Source organism: Burkholderia sp. BDU5 (genome assembly GCF_001522845.1).
GTDB classification, from domain to species: Bacteria; Pseudomonadota; Gammaproteobacteria; order Burkholderiales; family Burkholderiaceae; genus Burkholderia; species Burkholderia mayonis.
Genome location: NZ_LOWC01000079.1, coordinates 37,441 through 53,101, shown reverse-complemented (window position 1 = coordinate 53,101; position 15,661 = coordinate 37,441). Strand labels below are relative to the sequence as shown.

Below are 15,661 nucleotides of genomic sequence, written 5' to 3'. Positions count from 1 at the left end.
ATGCGGCTGCCGGCGCGATTGAGCGCGCCCATGTCGGAAAACGGATGGATGTGATGCGCGGCGTCGAGCGCGCGGTATGCGGCGGTCGTGCGGCGTTGTTCGGCATGCGCGCCGGCCGCAGGTGCGGCGGGCTGGACCCATGCCGATTCGTTCAGTCGGTAGCTCATCGTTGCCTCCTGTATAGATGCGGCTGCGTTTGCGTTCAGACGTGCAGCAGCAGATGCTTGCGTTCCCACGAGCTGATCACGCGGAAAAATGCTTCGTACTCCGTTTCCTTCAGCGCAAGATAGGCCTTCACGAACTTTTCGCCAAGGATCCCGGCGAGCGGCTCGCACGCAGACATCAGCGTCAAGCCTTCTTCGAGATTGCGCGGCAACTGGTACGGCAGGCTGTAGCCGTCGCTGACGAGCGGCTCGGTCGGCGCGAGGCGCTGCGTCATGCCGAGGTAGCCGGCCGCGAGCGTGCCCGCGATCGCGAGATACGGATTGCAGTCGACGCCCGGAATCCGGTTCTCGACGCGGCGCGACACCGACGACGAATGCGGAATCCGGAAGCCGACCGTGCGGTTGTCGTAGCCCCACTGCACGTTGATCGGCGCGGCCATGAAGCGGGACAGCCGGCGATACGAGTTGATGTACGGCGCGAAGATCGGCATCAGCGCGGGCGTGTATTTCTGCAGCCCGGCGATGTACCCGTAGAACATGTCGGTCGGGCTGCCGTCGGCGGCGGTGAAGAGGTTACGTCCGGTCTCTTCGTCGACGATGCTCTGATGCACGTGCATCGCCGAGCCCGGCTCGTTCTCCATCGGCTTCGCCATGAACGTCGCGTACATGTGATGCCGCAGCGCCGCTTCGCGCACCGTGCGCTTGAACAGGAACACGCGGTCGGCGAGATTCAGCGGATCGCCGTGCAGGAAGTTGATCTCCATCTGCGCGGCGCCGACTTCGTGGATCAGCGTGTCGACTTCGAGATCCTGCACTTCGCAGTACTCGTAGATATCCTCGAACAGCGGGTCGAACTCGTTGACCGCTTCGATCGAATACGACTGGCGTCCCGTCTCCGGCCGCCCGGTGCGGCCGATCGGCGGCGCGAGCGGGAGATCCGGGTCCTTGTTCATGTCGACCAGATAGAACTCGAGCTCCGGCGCGATCACGGGCTTCCAGCCTTTCGCCTTGTAAAGCTCGAGCACGCGGCGCAGCACGCGGCGCGGCGAGATCTCGACGGGCGTGCCGTCGAAGTGCACGCAATCGTGGATCACTTGCGCGGTCGGATCGATCGCCCACGGAATCAGGCGAATCGTCGACGCGTCGGGCAGACACACCATGTCGGGATCGGTGACGCCCGTCAGTGTGCCGTCTTCCGGATAGTCGCCGGTGACTGTCTGGATCATCACGGCCTGCGGCAGGCGCATCGATTCGCCGGTTTCGAACTTGCTGCGCGGAATGATCTTGCCGCGCGCGATGCCGGCCATGTCGGGGATGATCGCTTCCACTTCGGTGATCCGATGTTTCTTCAGGAATTCGTCGATGTCTTGCATGATCGTTCTCGTTGTAGTGGGCCGTTTCACGCGTGAACCGCATGCGCCGGCAGCAGGTCGGCGTCGTTCTGCATTCGGGCGCGCATCCGGTCGCGGCATGCGTCGCCGAACGCGCGGAAGATCGCGGTGGACAGCGGATCGTCCGCGTGCTTCCACTCCGGATGCCATTGCACGCCGAGCGCGAATGCGCGTGCGTCCGGCACGCTGACGGCTTCGACGAGCCCGTCGGGCGCGACCGCTTCGATTGCGAGGCCCGCGCCCAATTGCGCGATGCCTTGGCTGTGCAGCGAATTCACGCGCGCGTCGGCCGCGCCGCCGAGCAGGCGCTGCAGCAGCCCGTCGGGCGCGAGCCGAATTGCGTGCGCCGGCGCGTACTGCGCGTCGAGCGCGTCGCGCTTGTCTTCGCGGTGATCGTCGAAGCCTTCGACCGCATGCACTTGTTGATGCAGCGTGCCGCCGAACACGACGTTCATCTCCTGGAAGCCGCGGCAGATCGCGAGCACCGGCACGCCGGCGTCGATCGCCGCGCGCAGCAGCGGCAGCGTCGTCGCGTCGCGCGACGGGTCGTGCAGCGTGCCGGGCGCGCTCGGCTGGCCGCCGTAGCGATGCGGCTCGACGTTCGAATAGCTGCCGGTAAACAGCAGTCCGTCAACGGCGGCGAGCACGTCCGGAGTCGCTTGCCGCGCGCCGAGCGCGGGCACGAGCATCGCGAGCGCGTTTGCGCCGTCGACGATTGCCGAGACGTATTTCTCGCCGGCGACGTGCGATGGATGCGCGCCGATCATCGTTTTATCCGCGATGATTCCGACCAATGGTTTGCTTTGCATGAATTTCACGTTCGATGAATGCCGGGATTGCGAATCGCGCATCGAAATCGCAATACGGCAGGCGTGACAGGGCCCGTCGGCTTCACGCAATGCGCGAAGCCGCTGAGAGAGAGGCGCGACGGACGAGCGACGGCAGCAAGCGGGCGACCGCACGGCACGCAACGAATGGGGATGACGCTCGCTCGAATCGAACGCGCGGCGCAACGTGGATGGTCGAGCGCACGCGCGACGATGCGGCACGCCGCTGCGCCGATCAGGCGTCAGGGCATACGCTCGAAGCGAACCGCGTCAGAAGGAGAGGCGCTATGGCAGAAGCGAGGCGACTTCGTCGATGTGCACGGCGATGTAGGCGCGTGCGGAGACGGCGTTGTGACGTCGTACGGAACGACGGGACAGGATGGTGAAGACGGAAGGAAGCAGGCGAGGAACAAGCGCGCCGCTGCTGCCGTCGGAGAGGGCGACGTCATGCGGGATGCTTGCCGCATGTCTTCGATCCCACCTTACCAGAGGGCCACGGACTCTCACGATTACACTCGACTGGTGACGTTGAAAGTTTTGAACACCCCGGTTCATCGAACGCATTCGGCGTTTAATAAATCGAGGCGGCGGTCCGGCGGCAAGATCGCCAACGCGTTACATACTTCGTACACCGTCGGAACGCGCTGCAACATGACGATGATGTGACGCCGACCTGTGGATCAGCATATACGAGCCAAAAACGGCGTCAAATATTTTTCAAAAATACGGATCACTGTGTTCTTTCTGTGGCGGGCATCGATCCTGCATAAGCGATTGCATGCCGCGGCGTGCATTATTTCGAACGCCTTGCAGGGTTTTCCCGGACAGAAATCAATTGAAAGTGATTAGAATATTCGACACTCGAGCCACGCAATCGTCGGTCGTAGACGCTACCAATCGTGTCGGAAACCCTATCGATGTCCAATGAAGTCGCCACCCGCCTGCGTCACGTGCGCGTGAAGTACGGTCTGTCGCAGCGCGAGCTCGCGAAGCGCGCGGGCGTCACGAACGGCACCATCTCGCTGATCGAGCAGAACCGCGTCAGTCCATCGGTAGGATCGCTGAAGAAATTGCTCGAATGCATTCCGATGAGTCTCGCGGAGTTCTTCACGTTCGAAGTCGACGAGAACCGTTCGGTCGTCTCGCGCCGCGGCGAGATGCCGAACCTCGGCAACGACGCGATCGGCTTCTATCTCGCGGGCTCCGGCGTCAAGGACCGCAACATGTGCATCATGCGCGAGGTCTATCAGCCGCTCGCGGACACCGGTCCGGAAATGCTCGCGCATGCGGGACACGAGGGCGGCGTCGTCGTGTCCGGGCAGATCGAGCTGACCGTCGACGGCACGACGTGGCTGCTCGATCCCGGAGACAGCTACTACTTCGAGAGCCGCTTGCCGCACCGTTTTCGCAATCCCAGCGCGGAACACGTCTGCGAGGTCGTGTCGGCGAATTCGCCGCCCACCTTCTGACGACGCGCCAACGCGATTCGCCGCCGCCGCGCGCCGCAAGCGAGCGGCGTCACGTACGTCGTTACGCATGGCGAATCAAATCCTACGAGGCAATCCCGATGGACAAGACGACTTTGGCTTACTGGCAGGACAAGGCTGCGACGCTCGCGATCGAAGGGCGCGCATTCATCGACGGCGCGTATCGCGACGCGCACGGCGGCAAGACGTTCGATTGCGTGAGCCCGATCGACGGCCGCGTGCTCGTGAAGGTCGCCGATTGCGGCGCGGCCGACGTCGACGCGGCGGTGACCGCCGCGCGGCGCGCGTTCGACGCGCAGGTGTGGGCGGGCCTGAGCCCGCGCAAGCGCAAGGCGATCCTGCTGCGCTGGGCGGCGCTGATGCGCGAGCGCCTCGACGAGCTGTCGCTGCTCGAGACGCTCGACGCGGGCAAGCCGATCGGCGACACGACGACGGTCGACGTGCCGGGCGCCGCGTATTGCGTCGAGTGGTTCGCGGAAGCGATCGACAAGGTCGGCGGTGAAGTGGTGCCCGCCGATCATCATCTCGTCGGCTTCGTCACGCGCGAGCCGCTCGGCGTCGTCGCCGCGGTCGTGCCATGGAATTTCCCAATCTTGATGGCGTCGTGGAAGTTCGGGCCGGCGCTCGCCGCGGGCAACAGCGTCGTGCTGAAGCCTTCGGAGAAATCGCCGCTCACGGCGATCAAGGTCGCGCAGCTCGCGCACGAGGCGGGCGTTCCGGCCGGCGTGTTCAACGTCGTGCCGGGCGGCGGCGAGCCGGGCAAGCTGCTCGCGCTGCATCGCGACGTCGACTGTCTCGCGTTCACCGGGTCAACGGGCGTCGGCAAGCTGATCATGCAGTACGCGGGGCAATCGAACCTGAAGCGCGTGTGGCTCGAACTCGGCGGCAAGTCGCCGAACATCGTGCTGCCCGATTGCCCGGATCTCGACCGCGCGGCGAAGGCGGCGGCGGGCGCGATCTTCTACAACATGGGCGAGATGTGCACGGCGGGCTCGCGTCTCCTCGTGCATCGCGACATCAAGGACGCGTTCGTCGAGAAGCTCGTCGCCGCGGCGCGCGCGTATACGCCGGGCAATCCGCTCGATCCGAACGTGTCGATGGGCGCGATCGTCGATGAGGTTCAGCTCGAACGCGTGCTCGGCTATATCGAGTCGGGCCGCGGCGAAGCGAAGCTGCTGCTCGGCGGCGCGCGCGTGAACGAAAAGGGCGGCGGCTTCTACATCGAGCCGACCGTGTTCGATACGACGCCCGACGCGAAGATCGCGCGCGAGGAAATCTTCGGCCCGGTGTTGTCGGTGATCACGTTCGATTCGGTCGACGAAGCGGTGAGGATCGCGAACGACAGCGATTACGGGCTCGGTGCGGCGGTTTGGACCGCGAACCTGACGACCGCGCACGAAGTCGCGCGTCGGTTGCGCGCGGGCACGGTATGGGTCAACTGCTACGACGAAGGGGGCGACATGAACTTCCCGTTCGGCGGCTACAAGCAATCGGGCAACGGCCGCGACAAGTCGTTGCACGCACTGGAGAAGTACACCGAGCTGAAGTCGACGCTCGTGCGGCTGCGCTAAAGGATTCGCAAGCCAGCGCGGCGGCGCGAACGCATCACGCCGCCGCATTCCCAATGAATCTGACCGCCGGCGCGTTCGCTTTTTCTCTCGCTGCACCGCGAACGAGCGGGTTCCTCCATCGGGTCATTCGATGAATGAAACGCTCTATGGCGACGGCGCGATCCGCCGTCCATCTCTCTACGGCTCCTCGATCGAAAACACCTACGCGGGCGTGCTGTCGTTCATGCGACGCAACTACAGTCGCGATCTCGACGGCGTCGACGTCGCCGTGTCCGGCGTGCCGCTCGATCTCGCGACGACGTTTCGCTCCGGCGCGCGCCTCGGCCCGTCCGCGGTGCGCGCGGCGAGCGTGCAGCTCGCGGAGCTGCATCCCTATCCATGGGGCTTCGATCCGTTCGACGATCTCGCGGTGATCGACTACGGCGACTGCTGGTTCGACGCGCACAATCCGCCGACGATCAAGGCCGCGATCGTCGAGCATGCGCAAACGATCCTGCGATCGAACGCGAAGATGCTGACGTTCGGCGGCGATCACTACATCACGTATCCGCTGCTGATTGCGCACGCGCAGAAGTACGGCGGGCCGCTGTCGCTGATCCATTTCGACGCGCACTGCGACACATGGGCCGACGACGATCCGGACAGCCTCAATCACGGCACGATGTTCTACAAGGCGGTCGACGAAGGGCTGATCGATCCGAAGACGTCGGTGCAGATCGGCATCCGCACGTGGAACGACGACTATCTCGGCATCAACGTGCTCGACGCCGCGTGGGTGCACGAGCACGGTCCGCGCGCGGCGCTCGAACGCATCCGGTCGATCGTCGGCGGCCGGCCCGCTTATCTGACGTTCGATATCGACTGCCTCGATCCCGCGTTCGCGCCGGGCACGGGCACGCCGGTCGCGGGCGGGCTGTCGTCCGCGCAGGCGCTGTCGATCGTGCGCGGCCTCGGCGGCGTGAACCTGATCGGCGCGGACGTCGTCGAAGTCGCACCCGCGTACGACCAGAGCGAGATCACCGCGATCGCGGCCGCGCACATCGCGTGCGATCTGCTGTGCCTGTGGCGGCAGCGCAAGGTCGGCGCGCGCTGACCGACGGTGCCGAATGGCGCTCGCTCCTATTTCGGGAGCGAGCGGCGCGCAAATGGCTGGCTGGGACGACAACGAAATTTGGGCGCAAACGGAGGCGAAGCATGGCATTTGCGATCAAAGCCGAAGTGAGCGATCCGCAGGCGAAGACGTTCGCGTTCACTGCGCAAAAGACGATGTACGGCGGCAAGCATATCGCCGAAGGCGACACGATCTTCGTGTTCGCGAGCGAGAACGAGGGGGGGCGCGGCCTCATCGCGCGCGGCGTCGTGACGTTCGTCGAAGCAATCGCGAAAATCCCCGGCGCGGCTCGGCAAACGCCGCGCGTGAGCGTCGCCATCGAGCGCGCGGCGCGCGCGAAGCGGCCGCTCGGACGAAACGAACTCGGAGGTTTCGCGGACCGGCGCGACGGTCAGCCCGCGACCGAGCTCAACTTCAAGTTCTATCGTCAGGCGACCAACAAGATCGTCGGCATCTCGGACGAAGCGGCGGCGTTCCTCGACACGTTCTTCATCTAGCGCAACCGGCCGCCGGCCGATGGATGCCCGGTCGCGCCTTATGCGATTCGCCGATAAGTTTGTGCCAATCCGTTATTGGAGCGATCGGCTGCACGTTTCTATACTCGACACCGGACTGGCGCTCATCGAACCCGAGTGCCAACGACTTCGATAAGGAAACCTGAGAATGAGCCTACGTCCGCTCCACGATCGCGTCGTCGTCAAGCGACTCGACCAGGAAACCAAGACCGCGTCGGGCATCGTCATCCCGGACAGCGCGGCGGAAAAGCCCGACCAGGGCGAGATCGTCGCCGTCGGCCCCGGCCGGCGCGACGCCGACGGCAAGCGTGTCGAACCCGACGTGAAGGTCGGCGAGCGCGTGCTGTTCGGCAAGTACGCCGGGCAGCCCGTGAAGGTCGACGGCAACGAATTGCTGGTGCTGCGCGAAGAAGAAATCGTCGCAGTCGTTCATTCCTGAGGAGCGCCGAGTCATGGCAGCGAAAGAAATCATTTTTCACGATGGCGCGCGCACGAAGCTCGTCGAAGGCGTCAATCTACTCGCGAACGCGGTGAAGGTCACGCTCGGCCCGAAAGGCCGCAACGTCGTGCTCGAGCGCAGCTTCGGCGCGCCCGTCGTCACGAAGGATGGCGTGTCGGTCGCGAAGGAGATCGAGCTCGCGGACAAGGTGCAGAACATCGGCGCGCAGCTCGTGAAGGAAGTCGCATCGAAGACGAGCGATGCGGCGGGCGACGGCACGACGACCGCGACCGTGCTCGCGCAGGCGATCGTTCGCGAAGGGCAGAAGTACGTCGCCGCGGGCCTGAATCCGCTCGATCTGAAGCGTGGGATCGACAAGGCCGTGCTGGCCGCGGTCGAGGCGCTGAAGAAGATCAGCAAGCCGACGACGACGAGCAAGGAGATCGCGCAGGTCGCGACGATTTCGGCGAACGGCGAGGAATCGATCGGCCAGCGGATCGCCGAGGCGATCGACCGCGTCGGCAAGGAGGGCGTGATCACCGTCGAGGACGGCAAGTCGCTCGCCGACGAACTCGATGTCGTCGAAGGGCTGCAGTTCGATCGCGGTTATCTGTCGCCGTACTTCATCAACAATCCCGACCGCCAGCTCGCGGTGCTCGACGAGCCGTTCATCCTGCTGCACGACAAGAAGATCTCGAACATTCGCGATCTGCTGCCGGTGCTCGAGCAGGTCGCGAAAGCGGGGCGGCCGCTCCTCATCGTCGCCGAGGACGTCGAGGGCGAAGCGCTGGCGACGCTCGTCGTCAACAACATTCGAGGCATCCTGAAGACCGTTGCGGTCAAGGCGCCCGGCTTCGGCGACCGCCGCAAGGCGCTGCTGGAAGACATCGCGATCCTGACGGGCGGCCAGGTGATCGCCGAGGAAACCGGCCTCTCGCTCGAGAAGGCGACGCTCGCCGAGCTCGGGCGCGCGAAGCGCATCGAGGTCGGCAAGGACAGCACGACGCTCATCGACGGCGCGGGCGACAAGCCGAACATCGAGGCGCGCGTGAAGCAGATCCGCGCGCAGATCGCTGACGCGACGTCCGACTACGATCGCGAGAAGCTGCAGGAGCGCGTCGCGAAGCTCGCGGGCGGCGTCGCGGTGATCAAGGTCGGCGGCGCAACCGAAATCGAAGTGAAGGAGAAGAAGGATCGCGTCGACGATGCGCTGCACGCGACGCGCGCGGCCGTCGAGGAAGGCATCGTGCCGGGCGGCGGCGTCGCGCTGATTCGCGTGAAGCAGGCGATCGCGGATCTGGTCGGCGTGAACGCCGATCAGAAGGCCGGCATCAACATCGTGCTGCGCGCGCTCGAAGAGCCGCTGCGCCAGATCGTCGCGAACGCGGGCGAAGAGGCGAGCGTCGTCGTCGCGACGGTCGCGGCCGGCGAGGGCAACTACGGCTACAACGCGGCGACGGGCGAATACGGCGACCTCGTCGAATCAGGCGTGCTCGATCCGACGAAGGTCACGCGCACCGCGCTGCAAAATGCGGCGTCGGTCGCGGGACTGCTGCTGACGACGGACGCGACCGTCCACGAAGCGCCGAAGGACGCGTCGTCGCCCGCGCCGGCGGGCGTGCCTGGCGCGGGCGGTCCGGGCTTCGACTTCTGAGGAGCGCGTGGTGCGGCGGTGGATGCGCGCCGTGCTCGACGGGCGCGCGCCTGTACGCAGCGCGCCTGGGTGCGACGCGGTAACGCAGGCCGGTGCGCGGCATCGGACGTGACGCGTGACGCACGACGCACGGCACGCAAAGCGAAGCGCCGTACACCGAACCGAATGCCCGCCAAGCGGCAGGCGTCGAACCGAACCGTTCGACGCCTGCCGCGTTGCATTTATTTCCCATGCTCATAAGCGTCCAATGAAACGTTGGTTTGTCTGCCGGCGCGATGCCGTTAACGTAATGCGATCACCATCGCATTCGACCAACACGACACGATCGGGGGCGCGACGCATGCGGGCGCATACAGACAAGATCATCCACTGGCTGCTGTCGAGCCTCGAGCCCGTCAGCTCGATCTTTCACGTCGGCCAATACTGCGGCGACGGCTGGCGCGCGTCGACGGCCGGCCGCGCGCGGGCGAGCTTCCACGTCGTGCTGCATGGCGGCTGCGGCTGCATATCTCCGATGGCCGCGCGAGCGTGCCGCTCGCCGAGGGCGACGCGGTGTTCCTGATGCGCGATCTCCCGCATGCGCTGACGTCCGGCGCGACGCCGTGCGCACGGCCTTCGATCCCGGCGCGCCGGGCGCGGTCGGCCTCGCATGCGGCTTTCTCGCGTTTCGCAACGGCTCGAGCGACTGGATCGCATCGTACTTGCCCGATTGCCTCGTGGTTCGGCGCGACAGCGCGGCGGCCGAACAGATCCATGCGATCGTCGGGCTGATCCGCACTGAGGCGGCGATGCCCGGCTCGTTCGACGAGCCGTCGCCGCTGATCGCGCGGCTGACCGAACTGCTGTTCTTCTACGCGGTGCGCGACGCGGTCGACGACGATTCGCTCGCGAGCGGCCTCGCGCCGCTGATGCGCCGCGCCGAATTCGCGAGCCTGATCGCGGCCGTCATCGACCGGCCGGGCGACCCATGGACGACCGATGTAATGGCGTCGTTCGCGCACATGTCCCGCGCGACGTTCTTCAAGCGCTTCGTCGATGCGTGCGGCCAGCCGCCCGCGCAATTCGTCACGCTGATCCGGATGAAGATCGCGGCCGAGATGCTGCGGCAGGGCGAGGCGATCGCGCGCGTCGCCGAATGGGTCGGCTACCAGTCGGAATCGGCGTTCGCGCATGCGTTCAAGCGAACCGTTGGGCTGCAGCCGGGCGCATACCGGCGCGAGCAGGGCGGTGCGCCGCCGCCCCGCCGCGCGGCCGACGGCCCGCATGCCGCTGGAGCGAACGCCGCATTGCATTGAGCGGGTTCCGTCGCTTCGACGTTACGCGGAAGCGTCCGCTTCGTGCTTTCGTTCGCCGCTTCGCACGCGTGGACGAATTCGCAGCACTCGAAGACCTTCGCGCATTGCCCGCCGTCGGCGAGCTTCGGACAATGGTGCATCCCATCCGGAGCCTCACATGAGCGGACTTCCTCTTCTCACGCCGAGCGATGCGCCCGAAGCGAGCGTCTCGTATCTCACCCGGACGCTGAACAACAACGGCTTCCTGCCGAATCTCGTCGCATCGCTCGCGAACGCGCCGACGGCGCTCGAAACCTATCTGACCGTCGCCGAGATCAACGGTCGCAGCGGCCTCACGCTCGCCGAGCGCGAAGCCGTGCAGATCACGGCCGCCGCGACGCACGGCTGCGGTTTCTGCGTCGCCGGGCATACCGCGGTCGCGCTGAAGAAGGCGCACGTCCCGAATGCGGACGTCGATGCGCTGCGCGCGGGCGAGCCGCCCGCCGACGCGCGTCTCGCGGCGATCGCGACGTTCACGCGCGCGGTGATCGCGACGCGCGGCGCGGTCAGCGACGCACGGTTCGATGCGTTCCTCGCCGCAGGCTTCACGCGCGCGAACGCGCTCGAGATCGTGCTCGGTGTGAGCCTCGCGACGCTCTGCAACTTCGCGAGCAATCTCGCGCAGAACGAATTGAATCCTGAACTGGCCGCCTACCGATGGGAACCTCGCACGCAACCCGCCTGACCCGGATCGCGCTCGATCCGGCGCTGACCGGCTGGCTCGATGCGCACGCGGCGTCGCTCGACGCGTCGTCCGCATCGAAACAGCCGCTCGTGCCGCGCCTCGCCGCGGCGGGCGCGTTTCGCGCGGGCGTGCCCGAGCGCGACGGCGCGTCGGCCGACGTCGTCGAGGCGGTCGCGACGATCGCCGCGCTCGCCCGGCATTCGCTGACGGCCGCGTTCGTGTGCTGGGCGCGGCGGACCTTCATCGAATATCTGCTGCACAGCGCGAATGCCGAGCTGCGCGCGCGCTGGCTGCCGTCGCTGCTGAACGGCGAAGCGGCCGGCGCGACCGGCCTGTCGAATGCGATGAAGTATCTACAGGGGATCGAATCGTTACAGCTCGACGCGACACCGGATCCTTCGTCTTCCGAAGCATGGCGTCTGAACGGCGCGTTGCCTTGGGTGACGAACGTGCGGCCGGGCGGTGCGCTCGTCGCGGTCGCGGTTGCGCACGAAGGGCGCGCGGCGTCGATCTTCGCGGTGCGCGGCGATGTGGCCGGTCTCACGAGAAGCGACGACCTCGATCTGATCGCGTTGCGCGGCAGCAATACGGCCGCGCTGCGGTTCGACGACGTCGCGCTCGACGCGCGCTGGCGGATTCACGACGATGCGCACGCGTTCCTGCCTGTCGTACGCCCCGCGTTTCTCGGGATGCAATGCGCGATGGCGATCGGGCTCGCGAGCCGCTCGCTCGACGAGGCGCGCTGCTCGGCGGGCGCCGCGCGCCGCGTGCTCGATATGGAAATCGCCGCCGCGAGCGACATGCTCGATGCGACCGTCGAGCGTCTCGTCGCCGGGCTGCGCGACGGCACGTTCGGCGCGCAGCGCGCACGGCTCTTCGAGATCCGGATCGCGCTCGCCGAGCTCGCGCAAACGGCTGTGCAGCTCGAATTGCAGGCGAGCGGCGGCCGCAAGTGCTGCTGCTTGACGAGCCGTTCGGCGCGCTCGACGCCGCGACGCGCACCGACATGCAGGACCCGCTGCTGCGCGTCGCCGCCGACACGCGGGCGGCAACCGTGCTCGTCACGCACGACATCGACGAGGCGCTGCGCGTCGCGGACCGGATCGTGCTGCTCGACGGGCGCGGCGGGACGGCCGGCGTGTGGACGATTGCCGCGCGTGCGGCGGCGCGCGGAGGCTTCGAGATGCGCTCGGGCGAGGGCGATCGGCGCGATCGGGCTCGCGCTCGATGCGCTCGCGCGGGCCGCGGTTGCCCGCTGGACGAAGGCGCGCGCGTGACGCGACGCGCGGTCGCCTCACGCATCGCCGGCTCGGCGCGTGCATGCGCCGTGCCCAAGCCCAAGCCCAAGCCCAAGCCCAAGCCCAAGCCCAAGCCCAAGCCCGTGCCCGTGCGGAGCGCGCGTGCGCGCCGCACGCATGCTGCGAAGCGGCAAGCAACTTGCTACCCGTTGCGCGACAATGCGTACCCGGCGCCCCGATTTCCCATCGCTCGTCGGCTTTCCGTTGATCCGGCCGTAGTTTTCCGCGCGGCGGCCGCGCGCCGCCGATTGCGGCGGAATGGCGGCTGCGGTATGGTCGTCGAATGCGGCGACGCGCCGCTCTCGATCGCCACGTGCCGGTGGCCGGCGTGTCGAGCCCATGATCCACGCGCAATGCCGTAGAGAGGCTGTCCATGGCGACCATCGCATCCGAGCTCCACCTCGCTCCGCAACAATTCTCCACCGACGTGCTGCTGGAAAAATACGCGAAGGGCGACGAGCGGACGGTCGACGACATCTATCGCCGTGTCGCGCACGGCGTCGCGCAGGCGGAGCCCGCCGCGCTGCGCGACGAAATCGAGGCGCGCTTCGTCGAGCACCTGCAGCGCGGCGCGCTGGGCGCGGGCCGGATCATGAGCGCGGCGGGCAGCTCGATCGCGGCGACGCTGATCAACTGCTTCGTGCAGCCGGTCGGCGACTGCATCCAGGGCGTCGACGAGCGCGGGCTGCCCGGCATCTACGTAGCGCTGCTGCAGGCGGCCGAGACGATGCGACGCGGCGGCGGGGTCGGCTACAACTTCTCGGCGATTCGCCCGCGCGGCGCGTACGTGCACTCGACGGGCTCTAGCGCGTCCGGGCCGTGCAGCTACATCGACGTGTTCGACGCGTCGTGCCGCACCGTCGAAAGCGCGGGCGCACGGCGCGGCGCGCAGATGGCGGTGCTCGATTGCGATCATCCGGATCTGCTCGAATTCATCGAAGCGAAGCACTCGAAGGGCCGCTGGAACAACTTCAACATCTCGGTCGCGATCACCGATGCGTTCATGGATGCGGTCGAGCAGGACCTGCCCTGGCAGCTCGTGCATCGTGCGGAGCCGTCGCCCGCACGGCGCGCGGCGGACGACCTGCATCGGCGCGACGACGGGATGTGGGTCTATGCGGAAAAGCGCGCGCGCGCGATCTGGGACAAGATCATGCGCTCGACGTACGACGTCGCCGAGCCGGGCGTCGTGTTCATCTCGAAGATGAACGACGACAACAACCTGCGCGCGGCGGAGACGATTCGTGCGACGAATCCGTGCGGCGAGCAGCCGCTGCCCGCATACGGCTGCTGCAATCTCGGGCCGCTCAACCTGACGCGCTTCGTGATCGACCCGTTCGCGCAACTGCAAGGCGGCGACAGCCTGTTCGACTGGGATGCGCTCGCCGAGCGCACGCGCACGCAGGTGCGCTTTCTCGACGACGTGCTCGACGTGACGCTGTGGCCGCTGCCCGAGCAGCGCCACGAGGCGGAACAGAAGCGGCGGATCGGCATCGGCTTCACGGGCCTCGGCGACACGCTCGTGATGCTCGGCCTGCGCTACGACTCGCAGGAAGGCCGCGATTTCGCCGCGCGCGTCGGGCGCGAGATGCGTGACGCGGCGTATGGCGCGTCGGTCGAGCTCGCGCGCGAGCGCGGCGCGTTTCCGCTTTTCGACGCGGACCGGTATCTCGAAGCGGGCACGTTCGCGTCGCGCCTGCCCGACGACATCCAGAACGCGATCCGGCGCGACGGCATTCGCAACAGCCACTTGCTGTCGATCGCGCCGACGGGCACCGTGAGCCTCGCGTTCGCGGACAACGCGTCGAACGGCATCGAGCCCGCGTTCTCGTGGACCTATCAGCGCACGAAGGTCATGGCGGACGGCAGCCGCCAGACGTTCGCCGTCGAGGATTACGCGTACCGGCTGTATCGCGAGCTGGGCGGCGACGTCGACGCGCTGCCAGACTATTTCGTCAGCGCGCTGCAGATGTCCGCGCACGACCATCTCGCGATGATGGCGGCCGTGCAGCCGTACGTCGACACGTCGATCTCGAAGACGGTCAACGTGCCCGCCGATTATCCGTTCGACGATTTCGAGAGTCTCTATTTCGACGCGTGGAAGAGCGGCCTGAAGGGACTCGCGACGTATCGGCCGAACGAGACGCTCGGCGCGGTGCTGCACACGTCCGAGCCGGAGGACACGCTGACGGAGGCGGACCTCGATCCGCTGCGGATCGCGATCGACCACCGGCCGAAGGGCGAGCTTCCCGCCGTGATCGAGAAGGTCGAATACTTGACGCAGCTCGGCAAGAAATCGCTGTACGTCGCGGTGTCGTTCATGGAAGTGACGGGGCGCATCGGCGGCGAAGAGGTGACGATCGAGCGGCCGATCGAATTCTTCATCCCGGTCGGCCAGCGCGACGAGTCGCAGCAATGGATCACGGCGACGATGCGTTCGCTGTCGCTCGCCGCGCGCGGCGGCTTCGTCGCACGCAATCTGCAGGATCTGCGCAAGGTGTCGTGGGACCGCGGGCAGGTGCGGCTCGGCGAGACGCAGCGGCTCGACGGCCGGCGCATCCCGCTGTGGCACGATTCCGAGGTCGCGGCGCTCAGCTTCGCGATCCAGCAGATCCTGCATCGTCGCGGCTTCCTCGATGCGGAAGGCAATCAGGTGCCGTCGCGCCTGCTCGCGACGCTGCCGCGCGGCGGTGCGGATTCGCACGCGGTCGCCGCGATGCTCGCCGCCGAGACGGAATCGGCGGGTGGCGAAAGCGCCGACGAGACGGTTGCGGCCACGCGCAACGCCGCCGGACTGCGCCCGATGTTCGGGCGCAAATGCAACTCGTGCGGCGCGAATGCGGTGATCCGCAAGGACGGCTGCGATTTCTGCACCGCGTGCGGCGAGATCGGCGCCTGCGGTTGACTGCTGTTCGAGGCGCGCGCCGGCGCAGTAGCCGGCGCGCGATTTCCACGAAGCTCGGCCGTGCGGGGCTATCGATCGCGCGCGGCGCTTCGATTCACGATCGCTTCGTCCGATAGGCGCTGTCGCACTGTCGCGTCGGCGCCCGCGTGCGATGTCCGCACTACGGGACGGCGAGATGGACGAAGCAATCGATTTCGACTCGGCTGCCATTGCGCGCATCGTCCGAGCGCCGCGCGACGCGCCGATTTTCCACCGAAGCATCACGAGAACGGGATCGGCG

General features: G+C 66.9%; 12 protein-coding genes and 2 pseudogenes. 10 read left to right on the top strand and 4 right to left on the bottom strand.

The annotated features are described in order from the left end of the window. The 4 genes and pseudogenes from WS69_RS31100 to WS69_RS34770 all read right to left on the bottom strand — a co-directional run. Positions 1 to 167, bottom strand: a pseudogene (locus tag WS69_RS31100) (aspartate aminotransferase family protein); the annotation flags it as partial. Between the two features lie 35 nt (positions 168 to 202). Beyond that, positions 203 to 1,537 (bottom strand): glutamine synthetase family protein, encoded by a 1,335-nt coding sequence (locus WS69_RS14155; RefSeq protein WP_059471379.1) that lies wholly within the window; start codon positions 1,535 to 1,537, stop codon positions 203 to 205. A gap of 26 nt (positions 1,538 to 1,563) precedes the next feature. Continuing rightward, on the bottom strand, positions 1,564 to 2,364 hold the full coding sequence (locus WS69_RS14150) for a gamma-glutamyl-gamma-aminobutyrate hydrolase family protein (protein WP_059471386.1): 801 nt from the start codon (positions 2,362 to 2,364) through the stop codon (positions 1,564 to 1,566). Between the two features lie 303 nt (positions 2,365 to 2,667). Continuing rightward, positions 2,668 to 2,871 (bottom strand): hypothetical protein, encoded by a 204-nt coding sequence (locus tag WS69_RS34770; protein WP_071811507.1) that lies wholly within the window; start codon positions 2,869 to 2,871, stop codon positions 2,668 to 2,670. Between the two features lie 428 nt (positions 2,872 to 3,299). Between WS69_RS34770 and WS69_RS14145 the strand changes: the two genes are divergently transcribed. From WS69_RS14145 to WS69_RS14100, 10 genes and pseudogenes are all read left to right on the top strand, one after another. Continuing rightward, positions 3,300 to 3,851 carry a cupin domain-containing protein gene (locus WS69_RS14145; protein ID WP_059471378.1) on the top strand — a complete coding sequence of 184 codons (552 nt, stop codon included), beginning with the start codon at positions 3,300 to 3,302 and terminating at the stop codon, positions 3,849 to 3,851. A gap of 98 nt (positions 3,852 to 3,949) precedes the next feature. Then, positions 3,950 to 5,440, top strand: a complete 1,491-nt coding sequence (locus tag WS69_RS14140; RefSeq protein ID WP_059471377.1) for an aldehyde dehydrogenase — start codon at positions 3,950 to 3,952, stop codon at positions 5,438 to 5,440. A gap of 130 nt (positions 5,441 to 5,570) precedes the next feature. Then, entirely contained in the window at positions 5,571 to 6,533 is a 963-nt protein-coding gene (speB, locus tag WS69_RS14135; RefSeq protein ID WP_059471376.1) for an agmatinase, read from the top strand. Between the two features lie 101 nt (positions 6,534 to 6,634). Continuing rightward, positions 6,635 to 7,048, top strand: coding sequence for a hypothetical protein (locus WS69_RS14130; protein ID WP_059471375.1), 414 nt, complete (start codon positions 6,635 to 6,637; stop codon positions 7,046 to 7,048). 166 nt (positions 7,049 to 7,214) lie between these two features. Next, positions 7,215 to 7,505, top strand: a complete 291-nt coding sequence (locus WS69_RS14125; protein WP_059471374.1) for a co-chaperone GroES — start codon at positions 7,215 to 7,217, stop codon at positions 7,503 to 7,505. A 13-nt stretch (positions 7,506 to 7,518) separates the two neighbouring features. Then, on the top strand, positions 7,519 to 9,159 hold the full coding sequence (gene groL / locus WS69_RS14120; RefSeq protein WP_059471373.1) for a chaperonin GroEL: 1,641 nt from the start codon (positions 7,519 to 7,521) through the stop codon (positions 9,157 to 9,159). A 340-nt stretch (positions 9,160 to 9,499) separates the two neighbouring features. After that, positions 9,500 to 10,454 (top strand): annotated as a pseudogene (locus WS69_RS14115) (AraC family transcriptional regulator). Between the two features lie 157 nt (positions 10,455 to 10,611). After that, positions 10,612 to 11,178 (top strand): carboxymuconolactone decarboxylase family protein, encoded by a 567-nt coding sequence (locus WS69_RS14110; protein ID WP_059471372.1) that lies wholly within the window; start codon positions 10,612 to 10,614, stop codon positions 11,176 to 11,178. Continuing rightward, positions 11,151 to 12,455, top strand: a complete 1,305-nt coding sequence (locus WS69_RS35665) for an acyl-CoA dehydrogenase family protein (protein ID WP_442854904.1) — start codon at positions 11,151 to 11,153, stop codon at positions 12,453 to 12,455. Before WS69_RS14110 ends, WS69_RS35665 begins: the two co-directional genes overlap by 28 nt. Before the next feature lie 394 nt (positions 12,456 to 12,849). Beyond that, a complete protein-coding gene (locus WS69_RS14100; protein ID WP_059471371.1) occupies positions 12,850 to 15,381 on the top strand; it encodes an adenosylcobalamin-dependent ribonucleoside-diphosphate reductase in 2,532 nt (843 codons plus the stop codon). Positions 15,382 to 15,661: the final 280 nt, after the last annotated feature.